We start from the raw sequence: 21,837 nt of genomic DNA on the forward strand, positions 1-21,837 counted from the left end.
GTCCGTCGACTCACCCGATCTTCGTTGCGCCATCGGTTTCGGCTGCAATTGGTAACTCGGGCAGCGATACCGCCCCCGTCCGCTCCACCTTCACTGCCAACGTCACCGCGGCGGCCAGTGCTGATACGCCCGCTCCGATCCAGTACAAAACCGCGAACGAATGCAGGGTCGGCACAGCGCTCGCACCGATCACCACCGTTGAACTGGCCAATACCGCTGCCGCAACGGCGCTTCCGGTGGAGGTACCGACCGAACGGAGCAGGCTGTTGAATCCGTTGGCCGAGGCAGTCTGATGGATCGGTGCAGATTCGGTGATCAGAGTCGGCATGGCTGCCAGGGAAAATGCCACACCGGCCGATACCACGGCAGCGCCGATCACGATATTGACCAACGTCGGCGCCAACAGCACACGCAAGACATATCCGATTGCAATGACGATCGCACCCGACGCCAACGTAGCCTTCGCTCCCCATCGCCTCGTCACTTTCGACGACACCGGCGCCAATCCGATCATCAGGACTCCGCCCGGCATCATCGCCAGTCCGGCTTCGGCAGCCGAGAGTCCGAGACCGTCCGCCGACGCCAGGGGCAACTGAAGTTCCTGCGTTGCCGCCAACGCGCTGATGAACATGGCAAAACCGAGTAATACTGCGCAGACGTTCGAAACCAGAATCGGAGCGCGAAGGGAAGTCCGCAGATCGACCAGCGGTGCCGGCGTGTGCAGTTCCCACGGAATCCATCCACAGAGCAAGACCACGCCGGACGCGATCAGAACCAGAACCTCGGGGCTTGCCCAGCCCCATTCGGTTCCTTTCGAAACGGCCAGCAGCAGTGCAGTCATAGCGAGTGTGAGGACCGTGGCCCCCAGAAAGTCGAAGCGCCCGCGACTCTTCACCGCCGATTCCGGCACCACCAGCGGCAAGACGACTATCAGTACGACCCCGAATCCACCGGTGACCCAGAAAAGCGCGGGTAGTCCCCAGTGCGCCGAGATCACCCCAGCCATCGGCATACCGAACATGCCACCGATCCCCAACGTCGCACTCATGAGAGCTACTGCACCACTGAGCTTTTCCGGAGGAAGGACATCGCGCATGATGCTGATTCCGACGGGCAGAAGTGCCGTCGCGAACCCCTGCAACGAGCGCCCGAGGATCAGTAACCAGAAACTCTGGCTGAGCGCAGCAACCATGCAGCCGACGATCATCACGGCAAGACAGACGAGCATCATCGCGCGCTTGCCGAACATGTCGGCGAGTCTGCCGATGAGAGGGGTTGCGACGGCACCGGTCAGCAACGTCGAGGTCACCAGCCAGGAAGCGGTGGACGACGATACTCCCGATGCCGTCGCGAACGCAGGCAGGACCGGCACCACCAAGGTCTGTTGCAGCGCGACCACCACACCGCTCAGACTCAGGACGCCGACGACCCACCCGGTCCGCGCTTTCGCGCGAACAGTCTTGTCCGTCAAGCGTTCGAGCGAGCGGCTACTCCGGCGTCGACAGGAACCACGATGCCACTCATGTGGGCACTCGCGTCGGCGGCGAGGAACAGGACTACTCGCGTGATCTCGAAGGGATCCAGCCAACCGACCGGCTGCGCATGCAGAGTCGCGTACACGGGTTCGACGTCGTCTGCCGTCGGCGATTCGAGGTCAGGCCGCATCATTGCGTACATCATGTCGTTGTGAATCATCGGCGTCGAGATGTTTCCCGGTGCAATAGCATTCACGGTCACACCCGAGTTGGCCAGTTCGAGCGACACACTCTTCGTCAAACCGATGACGCCCCATTTGGAGGCGCCGTACGCCGCCATCTGGGTGCCACCTGATCGACCCATCATCGAGGAAATCGTGATGATGCGACCGTAACCACGTTCCGCCATTCCACCTGACACGGCCGCAACGGTGTTGAACACACCGGTCAGGTTCGACGAGATGACTTCGTTCCACTGTGCCGACGTCATCGACGTGATCGGAGCGGGCACGGACACACCGGCATTCGCGACGGCGATGTCGACACGGCCGAACTCGGCTTCAGCGCGGGCAACGAGCGCGTCCATTGCTTCGCGATCAGCAGTGTCCGCCTTGACGGCAATGCACCGACGACCGGTGGCTTCCACCAAACGAACGGTTTCCTTCAGATCCTCCTCGTTTGCGAGGGGGTAGGCGACGACATCACTGTTCTCGCACCGGTCGCAGATCACGATGTCCGCGCCACGCTCCGCGAATGCGACAGCGTGGGCGCGCCCCTGACCGCGCGCGGCGCCGGTGATCAGTGCAACTTTTCCTTCGAAGCTGCCTTCGAGGCTGTTCATGCCGTCTCCTAGTTCGTCGTATGCAAGCGTGCGCTGTACTGCATGCGTACTCCGAACCCGCCCGAAAGAAACAGTCGATCCCGGACAGCGGGAATCCAGCCGATCACTGGTAAACGGCGGTCTCGAATTCCAGGTATCCGTTGATGGATCCAGCGTCCGCGAACGGCAGAATCTGCGTTGCCCAGAACCCGCCGACGCCGGTCTGCCGGTCGATCCAGTAATAGAGGTTGGCAAGACCCGCCCAAGCCAGCGATCCGGCCGGCCTACCGGTGGGTGCCACCTCTTCATTTGTCATGAAGGAGTATGCCCATCCTTTGGGTACACCGGGGAAGAATTCCGCATCGTTGGACAGCGTCGGGAGAACTCCGGGCAACAACCCCACGTGCTGGCCTTCGAGCCCGTTCTGAACGGCTGCAGCTACCGCCTCCGGCGACAACACGCGACCGGATGTGCCCGCGCCGTCGTTGAGCCACATACGAATGAACTTCATGTAGTCGCCGACAGTGCCGTGCAAACCGTGACCACCCATGTGCACCTCGGGTTCGGCCGGAAGCTCGAATCCGATGAGCGGAGTGAGGCTTCCGTCGCCCTCGCGCTGATGGATCGGCGCAAGTCGATCCTTCATCGACGGGCTCATCGTGAATGCCGTATCGGCCATCTCGAGAGGTTCGAAGATGCGCTGACGCATGACATCGCCGAGTCGCTGACCTCGAATCGACTCGACGACCTGTCCGGCCCAGTCGATGTTGGTGCCGTACTCCCATTTCTCACCCGGGTCGAAGAGCAGCGGTGTCGTGAGCGCCGCTTTGCTACACGTGATCACGCTGGGCTGCCCATGTTCCTGCGAGAGCCGGTTGTACGACTCGTTGAAGAAGTCGTAGCCGAACCCTGCAGTGTGAAGGAGCAGCATGCGAGTGGTGATGTCACGCTTGGGTTCCCGAAGAACGGGGTTTCCGCCGGCGTCGAAACCGTCCAGGACCTTCAGCTCACCGATGTCGGGAACATAGGTCGCTGCAGGTGCATCGAGATCGAGCAATCCCTCCTCCACACATTGCAGGACAGCGGTACCGGTGATCGCCTTGGTGGTGGAGAAGAGCGCAAAGGTTGTATCGAGGGTCATCGGAACGCCGGAACCGAGAGTCCGCTCGCCCGCAGCACCCTCGTAGATGTTGCCTTCTCGATCCGTGATCATCGCGACCACACCCGGGACGCGATCAGCCCCCTGAGTTGCTCGCGCCAGCACGTCGTCGAGGCGCTGCTTCGAAAGGGGCTTCCGCGCAATATCTTCGATCGTCACTGCATTTCTCCATCCGACTTGCAACTTGTCTTGTCGAACAAAATGTAACGGCGATCACACACCCGGCTCTGCCTCGAAACGGCAGGAAAACTGTCTCGTTTCGGCAGAACCGGGCAGAGTCTGGAGTCAGCTCTGGGGCGCTCCGATATTCACCAGCCAGGAAATACCGAATTTGTCTGTACAGGCGCCGAATTCGTCGCCCCACATCTGCTTCTCGAGCGGAACGCTGACCGTACCTGTTCCCGACAGTTGCTCCCAGTACCCGCGCAGCACATCGCCGTCGTCGCCGCTGAGGCTGACCGTGATGTTGTCGCCGGGGTTGTACGGCATGCCGGGCGGAGTGTCAGCACCCATCAGGGTGTATCCCTGATCGGTCTCGAGCATTCCGTGCATGATCTTGTCCCCGCCTTCGCCGGGATTGCCGAATTCACCGAACGTGCTCAGCGCCAGCGTGCCACCGAAAATGCCCTTGTAGAACTCCAACGCTTCACGCGCGTTACCGTTGAAACTGATGTACGGATTGAGTCGAGTTGCCATGACGTACTCCTAGCTCGTGGGATTGCTGTCACGTTCGATTTCAATCCTTGCAGAACGCTCCGACACGAAACAACGGATCATCGCAGTTCATCGAGTGCGTAAACCGATCGTCATGACCGTTCAAACAACTGTCCTGAGAGTGGGTTCCGAGTCTCGGAAGGCAACTCTCCGAACCGTTTCCGGTAGGCGGCCGCAAACATGCCCAGATTGACGTAGCCCCAGGCGTTGGCGATCTCCGAAACGGTTCTCCCATCGGAACGCAACAGTTCGCTGCGTACCCCCTCCAGTCGACGCGCGCGCAATCGTTGCCCCGGCGTGGTGTCTCGGTACCGTCGAAATCCCGCAGTGAGCGCCCGGACACTGACGCCCACCGCAGCCGCGATCTCGGACGCCGTCGGCACCGAGCGCGCGAAGGTATCGATGTACTCCTCCGCCGATCGCACGTACGCCGGTTCGGCGGAGGCGACGTCGGCGCCGAGTTGCAACCCGGCCTGCGTCGCCCACTCGTCGAGAAGCTGAGCCGTGATGAGTTCTTGAACCCTGGCGCCCAGCCTTTCACTCGACATCGCGTCAGGCGACTCTGCAATCGCGCGAACGACGTAGTCCATCAATGCGAGCCAACTCGAGCCACGCCCGCCGATGGTGCACTTGTGCCGCCACAGACGATCGTCGGGAACCGCCCCGTACCACTGCTGGGCGTGGTCGGCGACAAGCTGATGCGGCACAGTGAGATTCAGCTGCAGATGATCCGCGTCGAATTCGACGAAATAGTCGGTCCGACTACAGTCGGCGACAAAAGTCTCCCCCACGGCAGTATTTGCCGCAGCTCCCCGGCCAAGGGCATGTCGGCCGTTGCCTCTGATCGTCGTCAGAACCAGAATGTTTCCGGCCTCAGGAGAACATTCACCGACAGAGACCGGAATGCCGTAGCAGAATCGGGTGACGTCGATCTTGCCCACCGCCGCCGAGTACATGTCCGAAGCCGGCTTCAACCGACTTCCTATCGGCGTGACCGTATACGGCATGTAGATGTTGTCGGACCATTCCTTGATGCGGTCCCAGTCCCGAGAAAAGGCCTGGTGATGCTGCATAGTGGGCCGGCCGGCCGCGTCGATGAGCAAGGCATCCTCGAACATGGTTCGAGTATCGCACCAGGGCCCGGGAAGGTCACGAAAGTGAGCCGACGCGGTCTATGGCTGTACGGCGGCAGGTCGTGTTGCAGCAAAAAGCAGCGAATCCACCGCGGTCCCTCGGATCACCATGTGAGCCCTCATCCGCCCCTCCTCCACCATTCCGATTTTGGTGAGCACCGACGCCGACGCCGAGTTCTCCGGACGACACGTTGCCTGCACGCGCTGTGCTCCAAGGCGAGCGAAGGCGAGTCCCAGGACCGCGCTCCCTGCCTCGGATGCATAACCTCGTCCTTGGGACTTCGGGTTCACGACAAAACCGAGTTCCGCCCGCCGGTGCGCGGCGGACACTTCCCACACAGCTACCGAACCGATGACCGTTCCATCAGCCTTCGACGTGATGGCCAGGGTGAACGTGCGACGTTCGACGAGCTCAGCTTCGAGTGCCGCGTCAGCCAGGAATGCCCTGGTCACCGCGGGGGTGTTCGGCCCCCAATCAACATATCTACAGACGGCAGGGTCGGACGCGTACTGATGGACGGCATCTTCATCCGCGGCAGTGAAATCTCGAAGAACAAGGCGTTCCGTAGTCAACGTGAACATCCAGCGATCCTAGAGCGAGCCCAAAAGCACCTGTTGACTCGAACGCGTGTTCGAGTATTGTTTTGGGTGGGGATCGGGGGATTCAATGAGTGTTCTGTTGTCGGACGTGGTGTCGGGTTCTGCGGTGGGGTTGCGCGGACGCCTGTGGCAGCTGTCTGCTTCTGAGTTGCGTACCGCTGCTATCGAGGCGAGTGCGGAGATTCTGCGGCTCGAAGCTGTTCGGGTGGCGGTGGTGGACGAGTTGTCGATGCGCCGGGATGATCAGGTGATTGCCAGCCGCGGGGTGGGTTGCTGGTTGGCGGCAAACACGATGCTGCAAATCCGGGACGGGAAGAAGATCGCCGCCCTCGGTGCAGCGCTACGCCCGTTTCCGGCAGTGGCGGCCCGATTCGATGACGGGGACTGCTCCTTCGATCATGCCGTGTTGATCGTGGCGTTCGGCGAGTCACCACCAAAGGGCATGCCTGACGAAGCGCTACCGAAGTGCATCGATTTGTTGTTGGCTGCTGCTTCGGGCGTGGAGGCGACGACCACGAAGGTGCGGAGTGTTATCGCGACCTTGGAGCGAGTGTTCGAGTCCGATGAGATTCCGCCCGCCGAGGATGTGGATCGGAACGAGTTGCGGATCGCGTCGACGTTGAATGGTCGGGTGGTGGTGCGCGGGGATTTCGACGCTCTCACCGGCGAAATGTTGTTGTCGGCGTTGTCGAATCTGACGATGCCCACCCCGGCACCCGATGGAACCCCGGATTCTCGGTCGGCGGCGAAGCGGACCGCGGATGGGTTCACCGAACTGATCCGCCGGTATCTGGACTGCGCGAAGACCGGTACGGATGGTGGTCAGCGTCCGCACGTGAACGTGCACATCAACGCCCGCGACCTCGCTGAGCATCGGGACTGCGCAGCCGCACCCGCTACTTCTGGTAGTGGAGTGGCTGTGTCGGATCTTGATGTCGGGCACATGCCCTGGCTGGGGCCACTGTCCGTCTCGCAGACCAGACTCCTCGGCTGCGACTGTTTCCTGTCCACCGTACTGCTCGACGACCGCGGGGCGCCGCTCGATGCGAAACCCGGGAAACGGTTGGTGTCCGCCGAACAGCGAGTGGCGTTGATCGCCCGAGACAAAGGCTGCGCGTTCCCCGGCTGCACGTGTGTACCGGCCTGGACGGATGCGCACCATATTCGGCACTGGGCGAACGGTGGCCCGACGGTGATGAGCAACCTTGTCCTGCTGTGCCGTTCACATCACCGGCTGATGCACCGCAAATCCGGGTTCGTCGGGAAGTGGATGATCCGGATCGGGGTCGACAACAAACCCTGGTTCATCCCACCACCCTCGATCGACCCGCAGCGGCGTCCGCGGCCGGCGAACACCACCTTCAAAACCTGAGGTAGTACTCCTCGGGCACAACAGAACACGGGCCAGCACCGCATCGAAGGGGACCTCGATGCGGTGCCAACAGGCCGTGACGCCTGAGGAAGCTGTGCCCACGATAATCAGCGAGTCAGCACAAGCCCCGATGTCGGAACGCCCGTTCCCGCAGTCACCAGTACACTCTCGACGGAGTCGACCTGGTTGACCGAAGTACCGCGGATCTGCCGAACTCCCTCGGCGATACCGTTCATCCCGTGGATGTATGCCTCGCCGAGCTGTCCACCATGGGTGTTGATCGGAAGCTTGCCTCCGAGTTCGATTGCGCCACCGGCGATGAAGTCTTTGGCCTCTCCCCTACCGCAGAAACCGAGTTCCTCGAGCTGCATCAGAACATAGGGCGTGAAGTGGTCGTAGAAGATCGCCGTCTGCATGTCCGACGGGCGCAGCCCACTTTGTGACCAGAGTTGATCGCCGACAAGGCCCATCTCCGGTAGGCCGGTCAAACCGTCGCGGTAATAGCTGGTCATGATGTATTGATCTGCCCCGCTGCCCTGTGCGGCGGCAGCGATAACGGCAGGGGTGTTCTTCAGATCTTTGGCTCGTTCTGGCGAGGTGACGACGATGGCGATGCCGCCGTCGGATTCCTGGCAGCAATCGAGGAGATGCAAAGGTTCAGCGATGAATCGCGAGTTCTGATGGTCCTCGAGGGTGATCGGCTTTCCGTAGAAGAACGCCTTCGGGTTGGTGGCTGCATGCTTACGGTCCGCGACGGCGATTCGACCGAAGTCCTCGCTGGACGCTCCGTATACGTGCATGTATCGCTGCGCGACCATCGCGACAAAGGATGCGGGAGTACCCAATCCGTGAGGATAGGAAAAGGCGTTGTCCGTTCCCGACGAATTGACCTGCGCCACAAGACCGGAGTTCACCTGCCCGAAACGCGCACCCGATCGCTCGTTGAATGCGCGATAAGCAACGACGACGTCTGCGACGCCAGTGGCAACCGCCATGGCCGCTTGCTGAATCGTCGCCGCAGCGGCACCGCCACCGTAGTGAATACGACTGAAGAACTTGAGGTTCGGGATACCCACCGAACGAGCTACTGCCACTTCGGTGTTGGTGTCCATGGTGAACGAGGTAAGACCGTCGACGTCGGCGGGTGTCAGACCGGCGTCGTCCAACGCGGCTTGAACAGCTTCGGCGGCCAGTCGCAGTTCACTGCGACCGGAGTCCTTCGAGAAATCCGTGGCTCCGATTCCGACGATCGCAGCCTTGCCGGACAATGCGCTCATTCAATGTCTCCGTTTTCAATGTCTCCATTCGAGCCCGACGCCGGAAATGCCAGTGTGACCTGCGCAGTGATGTGATCTCCCAGACTGTTCTTGCCGACCACCGCGAGCGAAACGAGATCCTCGTCGTAGGAGGTCACCGTGCCGGAGAGCGTCAAAGTGTCGTAGGCGTACCACGGGACCCCGAGGCGCAGCTTGATCGACGTGAGTACTGCCCGCGGTCCTGCCCAGTCGGTCACGAATCGCTGCACCAGGCCGGTGTCGGTGAGGATGTTGACAAAAATGTCTTTCGAGCCGCGTTTCTGTGCGAGATCACGGTCGTGGTGAACATCTTGAAAGTCGCGGGTAGCGAGCGCTGCCGAGACCACAAACGTCGGGTCGCCGTAAATCGAGAGCTGCGGAAGAACCTCTCCCACAGTGATATCCGTCGTCAAAGTCATCGTCACTCCTTCCCCGCTGAAACCGCAGGAACCGCCGAAACCGCAGAAGCCCCAACCGGCTGCCAGGCGTACAAAGTCCAGGGAGTTCCCCCGGTCTCGTCGTCTCCGGGGAAGTCGAGGTAGATCGCCTCCACCTCCATTCCGATCGACACACTCGAGGGATCGACGCCGCGCAATTCGCCGAGCATCCGCACACCCTCAGGCAGTTCGACCAGGGCAACGACGAACGGCAACGACCGACCAGGAACCTTGGGCGCGTGGTGAACGACGAAACTGAAGACCGTTCCCCGCCCTGACGCGACCACGTAGTCGGTCTGCTCCGACTTGTCCTTCCAGATCGCGGGCACGGGTGGGTGCTGCACCGAACCATCCGCACGCAGTTGAATACGCAACTCGTGTGCGGCGACACCGTCCCAGAAGAACTGTGTGTCTAGAGACGCCGTCGGGCGCAGCATCCGAGATGCGTCCAGGTCCGCAGGTACGTCAGTGGAGGGACGCTCACTTACCGGCGGCGCGAACTTCAAGATCCGGAACATCATCTCCGAGACCAGTTCTTCGCCTACCCGCCAGAAGCTGCGGGTAGTGAAGAACCACCCTTCACCAAGACCTGTATTCTTCGGTCCCACTACGTCTTCCAACACCGAAGAGATGGTGACTTCTTCACCCGGCTTCAAATAGCGGTGGTAGATCTGATCGCAGTTGGTCGCGACGACGGACGTGAATCCGGCCTCGTCGAGAATGTCCGTCATCCGGCCCAACGGATCGTCGGCTTCTCGAATTGTCCCCAGACCGCGCATCGTCCATACCTGCGCCATCGCCGGCGGCGCGACTATTCCGTCGTGTCCGGCGGCGCGGGCGGCCGATTCGTCGACGTAGATCGGGTTCTCGTCACCGATCGCCTCGACCCAGTTGCGGATCATCGGCAAGTTCACGGGGTCCCGGCCGGCGCGAGGAGCGCTTGGCCCGTCCTCTCGAACCCGCTCGGCAGCAGTGAGAATGGGATCTGACACGATTTGTTTCCTATCTCGGAACGCGGGGAAGCTTCAGGCCGGCGGTAGCGATCAATTCGCGCATCACCTCGTTGACTCCACCGCCGAAGGTGATCACCAGGTTGCGCTTGATCTGCATGTCCAGCCACTCCATGAGATCAGCCGTTTCGGGATCGATCGGATTTCCGTACCGTCCGACGATCTCTTCCGCGAGTCGACCGACTCGCTGGATGCGTTCGGTCGCAAATACTTTGGTTGCCGAAGCGTCGGCAATGTCCACCGACTCCGAATCACTCGATGCCACTTGCCAGTTGAGCAGTTCGTTGAGGCGATACGTCGCGTGAATCTCGCCGAGTGCGCGTCGTACGTCAACGTGATCAAGCAGGTTTTCACGCTTGGCCCAATCGAAGACGTGGTCGTAAATCCCTGCGACGCGACCTGCCGGACCGAGCATGACGCGTTCGTGGTTGAGCTGCGTCGTTATCAGGCGCCAACCCTGATTCTCTTCACCCACAAGCATGTTCGCCGGAACGCGAACGTCCTCGTAGTAGGTGGCATTGACGTGATGCGCACCGTCGCAAGTGATGATCGGGGTCCAGGTGTAGCCGGGATCTTTGGTATCCATGATCAGGATTGAGATGCCGCGGTGCCGTGAATCGGCAGATCCGGTCCGCACGGCGAGCCACACGTAATCGGCGTCATGCCCGCCGGTGGTGAAAATCTTCTGGCCGTTGACGACGTACTCGTCACCATTTCGTGTCGCCGAAGTACGCAGGGCTGCAAGGTCGGTGCCGGCTTCCGGTTCGGTGTAGCCGATCGCGAAGTGCACTTCACCGGCGAGGATGGCGGGCAGGAATTTCTGCTTCTGCTCCTCGCTGCCGTACTTCTGCAGAGTCGGACCGACGGTCTGCAACGTCACCGAAGGCAGTGGGACATCCGCCCGCACAGCTTCGTTGACAAAAATCTGCTGCTCGACTTCACCGAACCCACGTCCGCCGTACTCCACCGGCCAGCCGACGCCGAGCCAACCGTCCTTGCCCATACGACGGATGACCTCACGATAGGTAGGGCCATGCCGCTCCACACGCATGATCTTGGCCTCCTCGGGCGAGATCAGCGTCGAGAAGTAGCGTCGAAGTTCAGCTTGCAATGCGCGCTGACTGTCGGTCAGATCGATGAACACCGGGCCCCCACGAGGTCGAGTCGCTGCGAAGCGCCGCCGAGCAGGCGCGCCAAGTCTTTTGCAGTCGAGTAGTAACGATGAAGCGGATACGTGACGTCGACGCCCAGACCGCCGTGCAGGTGGTGAAGCACCTGCATTGTGGCGGGTACTTCCTGGGCGATCCAGTACGCCATGACGTCGAGGTCCGACTGAGCATCCAGGCCCTCCGACACGCGCCAGGACGCCGACAACGCCGCGACGTGAAGAGTCCGCGAGGTGACATAGGCGTCGGCGATCTGCTGTGAGACCGCCTGGAACGTTGCGAGCGGCTTGCCGAATTGCTCGCGTGAGCCGACATGTGCCGCAGTGAGATCGACGGCACCGGACACCAAACCGTCTGCAACGGCTCCGATACTCGCCGTGGCGATCCGGTACAGCGTCTGGACGGCTTCCTCGCCGGCACCGAGAAGTTCACCGACTGCCTCGTCCATGGTGACTGCGAACTCCGGACTGCCGGACGCACTGGGTGTCGGCGTCAATGCGACGCCGGCGGCGGTCGGATCGACGAGCACGACTCCGGCGTCGGTGGGCACAAGAATTCTGTGTGCGCTCGCCGCGAAAGGCACGGCAAGCACCGTCCCGCTGACGCGATACCAGTCGCCCGACTGATGGGCGGTGGTCGACGGCTGCGCCGGGAACTGCTGACCCGGCTCACCGAGCGCCGCGGTGAACACCCGTCCGGCGCTGACTCCGGTGAGCAATTCGTCCTGCTGAGCGTCGGTCCCCAGAGCAACGATGGGAAGTACGCCGAAGCCGAGGGTTGCGAGAGCCGGAATGGGAGCGGCGGCCCGGCCGACCTCGACGAGAAGAGAACCGACGTCGGTGACCGAGAGGCCCTCGCCGCCCAGACGCTCGGGCAGTGCCAACGTGAGCAGGTCGGCTTCGGCGAATGCCGCCCAGAGCGCGTCCGGCTCCAGTTCGCGGGCAAGGAGCGCGGTAGCCACCTCGGCTACCGCTTCCTGGGTTTCATCGGGAGTGAAGTCCACGCTGGCAATCCTGTCTCTGATGTAGAACGTGTTCTAGTTGTATCACCAACGTGGACATTTCTAAAGGCCTCTACTCACGCCGTCTAATCACGGGGCAGACCCAGAATTCTCTCCGCGGCGACGGTCAACAGAATCTGCGTGGTTCCGCCGGCAATCGACAAGCATCGCGTGTTGAGGAACTCACGCGAGAGCGGACCCTCCACCCATCCGGCTGGGCCACCCAATTCCATGGCGAACTCTGCGACATTCTGACGCTGGCGCACGCCCACCAGCTTGCGGACGCTCGACGCCGGGCCCGGATCCTGACCATCCAATTGCCGCAGTGTCGTGCGCAATTCCAGCAACGAGCCCACCATGGCGGTTCCGATCAGCCCACCGAGCTTGTCTGCAACCACAGGATCGGGATCGCCCGCCAGCTCGAGCAATTCCTCCATCGCACCGCCGAGCGAAGAGCCCCCGCTCATCGCGACTCGCTCGTTGGCGAGGGTCGTTCGGGCCAGTTTCCAGCCTCCGCCGAGCTGGCCGACGACGCAGTCGTCCGGCACGAAGACGTCGTCGAGGAAGACTTCGTTGAACAGAGCATCGCCGGTGATCTCACGCAGCGGCGAGATCCGAATCCCGGCCGTCTTCATGTCGAGAAGGAAGTACGTGATGCCCTTGTGCTTGGGAACCTCGCGATCGGTTCTGGCGAGGCAGATGGCCCAGTCAGCTTCACGCGCAAGCGAAGTCCAGACTTTCTGGCCGTTCAGCTTCCAACCGCCGTCGACCTTCTCCGCGGTCGTACGCAGCGCGGCAAGATCGGAACCTGCACCAGGTTCACTGAAGAGCTGACACCAAGTGATCTCACCCTTGAGCGTCGGTGTCGCAAATCTTTCGATCTGCTCCGCACTGCCGTGCTCGAGGATGGTGGGAACTGCCCACCACCCGATCACGAGATCGGGTCGGCCGATACCGACGGCCGCCAACTCTTCTTCGATCAAAATCTGTTGCGCGGCCTTGGCGCCCCGGCCGTACGGCTTAGGCCAGTGCGGCGCAAGGTAGCCCGATTCGGCCAACGCGTTGCGCTGTTCGGATTCGGGCAGCGCCACCAATTGCGCTACCTCTTCGCGAATGTCGGACCGGTCGGATTCCAGCTCACTCAAGTCGATCTGAAGGTGACGCCGTGCACCGCCGATCGTCAATTCAACGACGCGTGCGCGCCAGCGGGACGATCCACCCAGAATCTGCCGGAGCGACAGTGCTCGACGAAGGTAGAAGTGCGCCTCGTGCTCCCAGGTGAATCCGATGCCGCCGAGCACTTGAATGCAGTCTTTTGCCGTGTCGACAGCGGCGTCCAGAGACACCGCGGCCGCCACCGCCGCCGCGATCGGAAGTTCGTCGCCCGACTCTGCAGCGACCGCACCATCCCAGGCGACAGCTCCGGCATTTTCCACTCGGCACAGCATTTCGGCACAGATATGTTTGATCGCCTGGAACGAACCGATGGGTTTTCCGAATTGTTCGCGAATCTTCGCGTACTCCACCGCAGTACGCAGACTCCACGCCGCAATTCCGGCAGCTTCGGCAGCCCCAAGTACCGCCGCTAGATCGGAAACCGATCCTGGCGCAATGTCATCGAGGATTCGGTCGGCGTCGACCGTCACTCGGTCGAAGGAGACTCGCGCCAGTGGTCGCGACTTGTCGATCGTGTCGACCGCTTCGTAGGTCACACCTTCGCTGTCTCCGTCGACGAGAGCCCAGACGACACGCGAGCCTTCACCTTCCGACACCACGCCCGCCGACACGAGGACCGATACGCCCGAGTCTCCACCCCAGGCGTAACCTCCTTCGCCATGAAGCTCGATGCCGCCGGACGCATTCGCCGTTGCCGCAACTGGACTTTCGTCCAATACGACGGCACACGGCAACGCACCGTCGGCGAGCATTTCGGACCAGCGTTTGGCAGCGGGCGACGAACTACGCCCAACCACCAGAGCTGCAAGCGCAGTCGTGAGAACAGGACCCGGCACGAGTTCGATTGCCGCCTGCTCGAGCATTGCTGCGAGATCGACGATTTCCGCTCCGGCTCCGCCTACCGATTCAGGAACGGCGACCGAAAATATCCCGAGAGACGCGAACTCGGACCATTTCTCCCGCCACGAAACTGCTGGTCCACGGCGTACCATGTCCATCGGCGTGGCCGAGCGAGCCCAGGCCTCTATCGATTCCTGGACCGCCCGCTGTTCATCGGTCGTGGCGATTGTCACAACTGGTTCCCGCCTCTCGATAAGTGACACAATTGTTTAGAACGTGTTCTAATATGACACCTGGCCAAGAGTCAAGGCGCGAAGGAATTTGTCGATGACCACAACATCCCGATCCCGCTCCAACGCGGTTGCTTCTGCAACGCTCGGGGACGACGATCTCAGCTCCAACGCGCAACGTGAACGCCGCAAGCGGATTCTCGACGCAACCCTCGCCCTGGCGTCCAAGGGTGGCTACGAGGCTGTCCAGATGCGCGCCGTGGCCGAGCGCGCCGACGTCGCAGTCGGAACGCTCTATCGCTACTTCCCGTCCAAGGTTCACCTGTTGGTGTCCGCTCTGGCACGCGAATTCGAGAAGATCGATTCCAAGGGCAAGATCCCACCCGGAACCAGCCCGCTCGAGCGGATGCAGCTGATCCTCAGCCTCATCACCCGCGCGATGCAGCGCGATCCGCTCCTCACCGAAGCCATGACTCGCGCGTTCATGTTCGCCGACGCCTCCGCAGCGGCAGAGGTCGATCAGGTGGGCCAGTTGATGGACCGCCTCTTCGCACGAGCGATGACCGAAGAGGAGCCGACCGAAGAGCAGTTGGCAATCGCGCGCGTGATCTCCGATGTGTGGCTGTCCAATTTGGTGGCCTGGCTCACGCGACGTTCTTCGGCTACCGATGTCGCCAATCGGCTGGAATTGACGGTTGAACTGCTGCTCGGTGATGGAACACGGAAACCCGAATAGACATCCTTTGTCACATCTGTCATTTTTGCACTGATCTGGCAGAAACGTATCGAGCCAGGAGTCGCTGCATCACCTAGATTTGAAGAGGTGAGCGCACAAGATCTGTCCATCGAACTCCGCCGAGCGCTGTCGGGCGTGGCACGCACGCCGCGTCTGCTCGTAGCCTCCGACTACGACGGGACGATGGCACCCATAGTCGCCAACCCGGACAAGGCGTATCCCCGCGCGGAAACGGTGCGTGCGCTCCGCTCCCTCGCCAGCCTGGCGTCGACGACTGCTGCCGTGATCTCGGGCCGCGCCCTCAAGGATCTGGCGGCGCTGTCCCGGCTTCCCGCCGAAGTGCAATTGGTCGGCAGCCACGGCTCCGAGTTCGACATCGGATTCGTTCACGCGATCGACGCCGACGCCAGGAAACTGCTCGACGAGATCGTCACCGAGTTAGGCCGAATCGCCGCCGATACCCCCGGCGCAACTGTGGAGAAGAAGCCCGCCAGCGTCGCCTTGCACGTACGCAACACCAGTGCCGACGACGCCGAGAAGGCGCTCATCGCCGTTCGCACCGAATCGGCACTCTGGCCGGGCGTTCGGGTCACCGAGGGTAAGTCGGTGGTCGAGTTGGCGGTCATCGCCACCGACAAGGGCCACGCACTCGACTTGATCCGCCATCAGGACGGCGCTACCGCTGCCGTCTTCATCGGGGACGACGTGACCGACGAAAAGGCGTTCAGCAGGCTGCAGGGGCCGGACATCGGAATCAAGGTCGGCAGCGGGGACACCGTCGCCGACTATCGCGTCGACAGCACCGAGGATGTCGCTGCTGCTCTGGCGTTCCTGCTCGACGAGCGTCGTACGTGGCTTTCCGGTGCCGACGCTCCGCCCATCGAGCGACTCTCGATGCTCGCCAGTCCGCGCACCGTCGCTTTGGTGACCCCGGATGCGACGCTGACCTGGTTGTGTCACCCGGAACCGGATTCCGCGGCGGTCTTCGCGCACCTTCTCGGCGGAACCGGGGCCGGCCACTTCTCGGTCGGGCCTCGCCGCACAGCGTTGCCACTGAGCCAGAAGTACATCGACAGCACGATGACCGTTCAGACCCGCTGGGCGAGCCTGTCCGTCACCGACTACCTCCCGCACGACGTCCCGCAGGGACGAACCGACCTGACCCGCATTATTTCCGGTCAGGCCGACGCGATCGTCTCGTTTGCACCCCGTCCCGAGTTCGGCCAGGGTCAGGTGACGCTCGAGGTCGTCGACGAGGGCATTCGGGTCCTCGGCACCAACGAGCCGTACGTGCTCCGCTCCCCTGGTGTGCTTTGGAACATCGCAACCGACGGAAACCAGCAGACTGCCCACGCCATCGTCGAGCCGTCCAAGGGTGACGTCGTACTCGAATTGCGCTGTGGAACAGAAGAACTCGGCCCTTCCGAAGTTCCGGAACTCGAGCGTCGAGCGACCTCGGAGGCATACTGGTCCGATTGGGCCAAGACGCTCGAACTGCCGAAGCTGAAGCCGGACTTGATGAAACGCTCTGCGTTGACCTTGCGCGGGCTGGTTCATGCCGATTCCGGTTCCATCATGGCCGCCGCCACAACATCCCTGCCGGAAGAGATCGGCGGAGTCCGCAACTGGGACTACCGCTACTGCTGGTTGCGCGACGCCGCCCTCACCGCAACAGCTCTCGTGAGCGTCGGATCCACCGACGAAGCCGAGAACTACCTCGACTGGGTCCACCGCGTGCTCGAAACGCTGCCGGGACCCGAGCGCCTGCACCCCCTCTACACGCTCTACGGGACTTCGCTACCGCCAGAGGCCGTCATCGATTCACTTCCCGGATACGCCGGCTCCAGGCCGGTCCGCGTCGGAAACGCCGCGAATCAGCAGGTTCAACTGGACGTGTTCGGCCCGATCGTCGAGCTGATCGTCGAACTGGCGAATGCACGCGAAAAGGCCGGTGCTCCCGATCCTTTGAGTGATCGCGACTGGGAACTGGTGTGCGCCATGGTCGAAGCAGTGCAGCGGCGCTGGTTCGAACCGGACCACGGCATCTGGGAAATTCGCGACAACCCGCGCCACCACGTCTATTCCAAGGTGATGGGTTGGGTCACCGTCGACCGCGCCGTCGATCTTGCTACTCGCTTTTCTCGCGAGGCTCTGCCCGAGTGGGCGGAACTGCGTGACCAGATCGCCGACGAAGTACGACACAAAGGCTGGAAGGACGACGTCCAGTCGTACACCGCGGCCTACGACGGTACCGATCTCGACGCCGCTACTCTGCACATCGGACTGTCGGGACTGATCGATCCGACGGATCCGCGCTTTGCAGCGACCGTCGTAGCCACCGAGGCTGAACTACGCAGCGGCTCAACGGTATACCGATACCATCACGACGACGGTCTGCCCGGCATCGAAGGCGGGTTCCACCTCTGCGCCGCCTGGCTCGTCGAGGCCTACCTGCTGATCGGACAACGCCTGCAAGCAGAGGCACTGTTCGATCAGTTGGTCGCGGCAGCGGGTCCTACCGGACTACTCGCGGAGGAGTACGACCCCATCGCGGAACGCTCGCTGGGCAACCATCCCCAGGCGTACAGCCATCTGGGATTGTTGCGCTGCGCCCAACTCCTGGCGTGAGCGCTACCCCTTGATCCGACCTGATGTTCGCCCGGCCAGCAGTTCGGTGTCGAGCATCTCGACTATCGGAACGCCGGATCCAGACGGCGACATCAGGAGCGCACCGGCGCGCCGGCCCTTCTCTTCCTGGGGCTGGCGCACCGTTGTCAGTGATTCGCGCAGCGCCTCGTCGACGCCGTCGAATCCGGTGATCGACAGTTGGCCAGGTACATCGATGCCCTGCCAGCGCGCCCAGTCCAAGGCGCCGAGAGCCAGCACGTCGGTGGTGCAGACCAGTGCGGTGATCTCGGGGTTGGTCGCGAGAGCTTCCGCCGCCGCCGAGTGCCCGGACTGCGATGTGTGGACGTACCGCTCGATCACCGTGAGTGAGAGTGGGTCCATGTCGGACGCCACCATCGCGTCGCGCACTCCTTCGATCCGCTCACGCTGGACGTGGAAGTGCGGGGACTTGAGTCGTTCCTGGCTGACCACGCCGTCCATCCGGTCGCGCCCCAGCCTCATGCAGAGCACGCCGATGTCGCGGTGGCCCAGCCCGATGAGGTAATCGGCGACCTTGCGCATGGCAGCGCGGTCGTCGATGCCCACGAGGGATGCACCGGGAATCTCGCGCGGCTGGTCACACACGACGATCGGAATGTGACGCTCGAGCACGGCAGCGAGATACGGATCGTCGTCGGCCACGGAGTAGACGACAAAGCCGTCGACGCCCGCCTGCTGGACCACGGCTGCAGCATCCACCTCGTCGCGGCCGGGCCCGGCCGGGATGAGCAGCAAGCCCTGGCCGGCGTCCTCACACGATTCCGAGAGACCGGCAAGGAAGCTCATGGCGGCCGGGTCGCGGAACGAATAACTGAGTGCTTCGGTGAGCAGGAGCCCGACGGCACCGGCTTTGCGAGTTCGCAAGGAGCGGGCGACCGGATCGGGTCCGGGATATCCGCGTCGCTTGGCCGCTTGGAGCACTCGATCCCGCAGCTCGACGGAGAGCTGATCGGGTCGGTTGTACGCGTTCGAGACTGTAGTTCTCGACACATTGAGCTCGGCGGCAAGCGACGCCAAAGTGGCTTGACGGCGTGGCTGACGGGACCGGGGCATAAACGGACGTTAGCCGTAGTGCCCGCAGACGGCGCGTTGGGGCTGAACCGAAGGTGAACTACCAGCGACTATGCGCTAATGTGTAACGGTAACGGTTTCCAATAGCATTTAGCCCAGCCTTTGTTCAGGAGAAAAGCACGTGCGTTCGTCGTCGAAATTCCGCACCGCCACCGCCCTCGCGGCCGTCTCGGTCGCCGCAGCATTCGCGCTCACCGCGTGCAGCTCCAGCTCGTCGAAAGACGAAGGCATCACCGTCGTCGCATCGACGAACGTGTGGGGCGACGTCGCGCAGGCCGTCGCCGGCGACAAGCTGACCGTGACGTCGATCATCAACGAGCCATCCGCGGACCCGCACTCGTTCGAGGCGACTCCCGCCGATGCCGCCAAGATCACCGACGCATCGCTTGTCGTCTACAACGGCGGCGGCTACGACCAGTTCATCACCGACGTCCTCGACGCGGGCAAGGGTGAGCAGAAGACGGTCAACGCCTACAACCTGCTCGACGGTGGCATCCACGCCGGCGAAACCGCGGGCGAATCGCATGACGGTCACACCCACGGCGCAGTCAACGAACATGTCTGGTTCGACATTCCGACCGTCGACGCCGTCGCACATTCGGTTGCCGATCAGCTGAGCGCTCTCGATCCGGACAACGCGGCGACCTACGAGGACAACGCGAAGGCATACAGCCAGAAGCTCGCCGGCGTCACAGCGATCACCGATTCCATCGCCGCTGCCCACGCGGGCGCACCGGTGGCGCAGACCGAGCCGATCGCGCACTACCTCCTGGTCGCAGCTGAACTGAAGGACGCAACTCCCGAAGAGTTCACCAGTGCCATCGAAGACGGCAACGATCCTTCACCGGCCGCAATCGCCGCAACGCGCCAGCTCCTCTCGGAGAAGCAGGCCCGCGCACTGGTCTACAACATCCAGACGCAGGACAAAGTGACCCAGGACATGCGCACCACAGCCGAAACCGCCGGAGTGCCCGTCGTCGAGGTTACGGAGACTCTCCCCGAGGGCCTGGACTACATTCAGTGGCAGACGCAGACCGCGGAGTCGCTCGCAAACGCCCTCTCTGCCCAGTAATTATTTGCCCCACGATTTCCGAGAAGAACCGATCGGCTTGTGACAGAAACTTCCGCGAATACTCCTGTGCCCCCTGGTAACACCGTGCCTCCTGGTAACACCGTGCCTTCGAAGGCCTCCGTGCCCGCTGTGACGCTGAAGGACGCTCGATTGTCTTTCGGCGCCCGCACATTGTGGGACGGGCTCGATCTCGAGGTACAGCCAGGTGAGTTCATCGCCGTACTCGGACCGAACGGGTCGGGCAAGACCTCGCTCCTGAAGATTCTGCTGGGCCAACTACAACTCAGCGGCGGTAGCGCACAGATCGTCGGCACGCCGGCACGGGCCGGGAACTCACACGTCGGGTACATCCCGCAGCAGAAATCCATCGACGACGGCCTCCCGCTCCGCGGCCGCGACCTGGTCGGCCTCGGCGTCGACGGTCACCAGTGGGGTACGGGCCTACTGCGTCGGGGTCGTCGCCGCAAGATCGTCGACGACGCCATCGCACAGGTCAGCGCCCAGTCGTTTGCCGACGCTCCCATCGGTTCCATGTCCGGCGGTGAGCAGCAGCGACTGCGGATCGCGCAGGCTTTGGTCGGCGACCCGCGGATCCTGCTGTGCGACGAGCCGCTGCTCAGCCTCGACCTCGCCAACCAGCACCTGGTCTCGACGCTGATCGACAAGCGTCGGCGCAGCCATGACACCGCAGTGCTGTTCGTGACGCACGAGATCAATCCGATCCTGCCGTTGGTCGATCGAGTGCTCTATCTGGTGGACGGCAAATTCCGGATCGGGACGCCGGCCGAAGTGATGACGTCCGAGGTTCTCTCGGATCTGTACAACACCGACGTCGAAGTGTTGCAGGTTCGTGGCCGCCTCGTCGTGATCGGCACCGGAGACGCCATCGACGCGCTCGGCAGCGCAGGCGGACTACGCCCGGGAGAAGGCGTTCACCATTCTGATGAGGATCACCACCAGTGAGTAACAAGTTCACCGACGCGATGTCGCGGATGTTCGACGTGTCCGCCACCGTCGACCTACTGCAGTACGACTTCGTCCAACAGGCGTTGATTGCCGGTGCCATCCTCGGATTGTTGGCAGGCATCATCGGGCCGCTGATCGTGAGTCGTCAGATGTCGTTCTCGGTGCACGGAACGAGTGAGCTGTCACTGACGGGTGCATCCGCCGCACTTCTCGTCGGTGTGGGCGTCGGCTTCGGTGCCATCGTCGGATCCGTGGTCGCGGCAGTGCTGTTCGGGCTGCTCGGAGCCAAAGCGCGGGACCGAGATTCGGTGATCGGCGTGATCATGGCTTTCGGTCTCGGCTTGTCGGTGTTGTTCCTCTGGGCGTACGACGGTCGCACGGGAACCAGCTTCTCACTGTTGGTCGGACAGATCGTGGCGCCGGGAAACAGCGGTCTCGAACTTCTGCTGCTGTGCGCGGTCATCGTGATCGGCACACTCGGATTCATCTACCGCCCTTTGCTGTTCGCAAGCACCGACCCCGAAGTTGCTGCAGCTCGCGGTGTTCCGGTTCGGGCACTGTCGATCGTGTTCGCCGTGTTGGTCGGCATCACCGCAGCACTCGGCGTGCAGATCGTCGGCGCGCTGCTGGTGATGTCGCTGCTGATCACTCCCGCAGCGGCCGCCGCGTACGTCACGGCAAGCCCACTCAAGGCGACAATTCTCTCCGTCGTCTTCGCCGAACTCGCAGCCGTCGGCGGCATCCTTCTCTCGCTGGCCCCCGGCGTTCCCGTCTCGAGTTTCGTCACCTCGGTCTCGTTCGTGATCTACCTGATATGCCGACTCTTCGGATCCGCACGCCGCAAGAATGCGGGACGGATTCCGGCGCACGCCTGAACACCGAGAGCCCATACCTACCT

19 protein-coding genes are annotated in these 21,837 nt (G+C 62.5%); 6 read left to right on the forward strand and 13 right to left on the reverse strand.

Annotation, left to right across the window (positions count from 1 at the left end):
* Nucleotides 1-10: 10 nt before the first annotated feature.
* The 6 genes from AC2ETI_RS12135 to AC2ETI_RS12160 form a co-directional block, all read right to left on the reverse strand.
* On the reverse strand, nucleotides 11-1,471 hold the full coding sequence (locus AC2ETI_RS12135; protein WP_021342838.1) for an MFS transporter: 1,461 nt from the start codon (nucleotides 1,469-1,471) through the stop codon (nucleotides 11-13).
* Complete coding sequence (locus tag AC2ETI_RS12140; RefSeq protein ID WP_019746862.1) at nucleotides 1,468-2,316, reverse strand: mycofactocin-coupled SDR family oxidoreductase; 849 nt, start codon at nucleotides 2,314-2,316, stop codon at nucleotides 1,468-1,470. The genes AC2ETI_RS12135 and AC2ETI_RS12140 overlap by 4 nt, the downstream gene beginning before the upstream one ends.
* 103 nt (nucleotides 2,317-2,419) lie before the next feature.
* Nucleotides 2,420-3,613 (reverse strand): methyl acetate hydrolase AcmB, encoded by a 1,194-nt coding sequence (gene acmB / locus AC2ETI_RS12145; RefSeq protein WP_446837284.1) that lies wholly within the window; start codon nucleotides 3,611-3,613, stop codon nucleotides 2,420-2,422.
* Nucleotides 3,614-3,739: 126 nt separating this feature from the next.
* Complete coding sequence (locus AC2ETI_RS12150) at nucleotides 3,740-4,150, reverse strand: VOC family protein (protein ID WP_003945857.1); 411 nt, start codon at nucleotides 4,148-4,150, stop codon at nucleotides 3,740-3,742.
* 110 nt (nucleotides 4,151-4,260) lie between these two features.
* A complete protein-coding gene (locus AC2ETI_RS12155; RefSeq protein WP_355331317.1) occupies nucleotides 4,261-5,286 on the reverse strand; it encodes an AraC family transcriptional regulator in 1,026 nt (341 codons plus the stop codon).
* Between the two features lie 54 nt (nucleotides 5,287-5,340).
* Entirely contained in the window at nucleotides 5,341-5,883 is a 543-nt protein-coding gene (locus AC2ETI_RS12160) for a GNAT family N-acetyltransferase (RefSeq protein WP_153213490.1), read from the reverse strand.
* 85 nt (nucleotides 5,884-5,968) lie between these two features.
* On the opposite strand from AC2ETI_RS12160, the gene AC2ETI_RS12165 reads away from it, so the two are divergent.
* Complete coding sequence (locus AC2ETI_RS12165; protein ID WP_483633965.1) at nucleotides 5,969-7,273, forward strand: HNH endonuclease signature motif containing protein; 1,305 nt, start codon at nucleotides 5,969-5,971, stop codon at nucleotides 7,271-7,273.
* Nucleotides 7,274-7,380: 107 nt separating this feature from the next.
* Here AC2ETI_RS12165 and AC2ETI_RS12170 read toward each other — a convergent pair whose 3' ends face one another.
* The 6 genes from AC2ETI_RS12170 to AC2ETI_RS12195 form a co-directional block, all read right to left on the reverse strand.
* Nucleotides 7,381-8,550, reverse strand: coding sequence for a lipid-transfer protein (locus tag AC2ETI_RS12170; RefSeq protein ID WP_020906121.1), 1,170 nt, complete (start codon nucleotides 8,548-8,550; stop codon nucleotides 7,381-7,383).
* Complete coding sequence (locus AC2ETI_RS12175) at nucleotides 8,547-8,987, reverse strand: MaoC family dehydratase (RefSeq protein ID WP_020968404.1); 441 nt, start codon at nucleotides 8,985-8,987, stop codon at nucleotides 8,547-8,549. Before AC2ETI_RS12175 ends, AC2ETI_RS12170 begins: the two co-directional genes overlap by 4 nt.
* A 2-nt stretch (nucleotides 8,988-8,989) precedes the next feature.
* Complete coding sequence (locus AC2ETI_RS12180; protein ID WP_483633966.1) at nucleotides 8,990-9,997, reverse strand: bifunctional MaoC family dehydratase N-terminal/OB-fold nucleic acid binding domain-containing protein; 1,008 nt, start codon at nucleotides 9,995-9,997, stop codon at nucleotides 8,990-8,992.
* A 10-nt stretch (nucleotides 9,998-10,007) separates the two neighbouring features.
* A complete protein-coding gene (locus AC2ETI_RS12185; protein ID WP_020968402.1) occupies nucleotides 10,008-11,159 on the reverse strand; it encodes an acyl-CoA dehydrogenase family protein in 1,152 nt (383 codons plus the stop codon).
* Nucleotides 11,144-12,184 (reverse strand): acyl-CoA dehydrogenase family protein, encoded by a 1,041-nt coding sequence (locus AC2ETI_RS12190; RefSeq protein ID WP_020968401.1) that lies wholly within the window; start codon nucleotides 12,182-12,184, stop codon nucleotides 11,144-11,146. The genes AC2ETI_RS12185 and AC2ETI_RS12190 overlap by 16 nt, the downstream gene beginning before the upstream one ends.
* Before the next feature lie 83 nt (nucleotides 12,185-12,267).
* On the reverse strand, nucleotides 12,268-14,430 hold the full coding sequence (locus AC2ETI_RS12195) for an acyl-CoA dehydrogenase family protein (protein WP_070385795.1): 2,163 nt from the start codon (nucleotides 14,428-14,430) through the stop codon (nucleotides 12,268-12,270).
* A 94-nt stretch (nucleotides 14,431-14,524) separates the two neighbouring features.
* Between AC2ETI_RS12195 and kstR the strand changes: the two genes are divergently transcribed.
* Together kstR and otsB are read left to right on the forward strand one after the other, a co-directional pair.
* On the forward strand, nucleotides 14,525-15,163 hold the full coding sequence (gene kstR, locus AC2ETI_RS12200; protein ID WP_003945752.1) for a cholesterol catabolism transcriptional regulator KstR: 639 nt from the start codon (nucleotides 14,525-14,527) through the stop codon (nucleotides 15,161-15,163).
* An 87-nt stretch (nucleotides 15,164-15,250) separates the two neighbouring features.
* The gene (gene otsB / locus AC2ETI_RS12205; RefSeq protein WP_483633967.1) at nucleotides 15,251-17,791 is read left to right on the forward strand and encodes a trehalose-phosphatase; all 2,541 of its coding nucleotides are present in this window, start codon (nucleotides 15,251-15,253) and stop codon (nucleotides 17,789-17,791) included.
* A gap of 3 nt (nucleotides 17,792-17,794) precedes the next feature.
* Here otsB and AC2ETI_RS12210 read toward each other — a convergent pair whose 3' ends face one another.
* The gene (locus AC2ETI_RS12210) at nucleotides 17,795-18,883 is read right to left on the reverse strand and encodes a LacI family DNA-binding transcriptional regulator (protein WP_007733995.1); all 1,089 of its coding nucleotides are present in this window, start codon (nucleotides 18,881-18,883) and stop codon (nucleotides 17,795-17,797) included.
* A 139-nt stretch (nucleotides 18,884-19,022) separates the two neighbouring features.
* Between AC2ETI_RS12210 and AC2ETI_RS12215 the strand changes: the two genes are divergently transcribed.
* From AC2ETI_RS12215 to AC2ETI_RS12225, 3 genes are all read left to right on the forward strand, one after another.
* Nucleotides 19,023-19,973 carry a metal ABC transporter solute-binding protein, Zn/Mn family gene (locus tag AC2ETI_RS12215; protein ID WP_019746850.1) on the forward strand — a complete coding sequence of 317 codons (951 nt, stop codon included), beginning with the start codon at nucleotides 19,023-19,025 and terminating at the stop codon, nucleotides 19,971-19,973.
* Nucleotides 19,974-20,075: 102 nt separating this feature from the next.
* Nucleotides 20,076-20,936: a metal ABC transporter ATP-binding protein gene (locus tag AC2ETI_RS12220; RefSeq protein ID WP_029254441.1), complete on the forward strand. Its 861-nt coding sequence runs from the start codon at nucleotides 20,076-20,078 to the stop codon at nucleotides 20,934-20,936.
* A complete protein-coding gene (locus tag AC2ETI_RS12225; protein ID WP_003945811.1) occupies nucleotides 20,933-21,814 on the forward strand; it encodes a metal ABC transporter permease in 882 nt (293 codons plus the stop codon). Before AC2ETI_RS12220 ends, AC2ETI_RS12225 begins: the two co-directional genes overlap by 4 nt.
* Nucleotides 21,815-21,837 lie beyond the last annotated feature (23 nt).

This window comes from Rhodococcus sp. MurmanLake-1 (assembly GCF_056945715.1).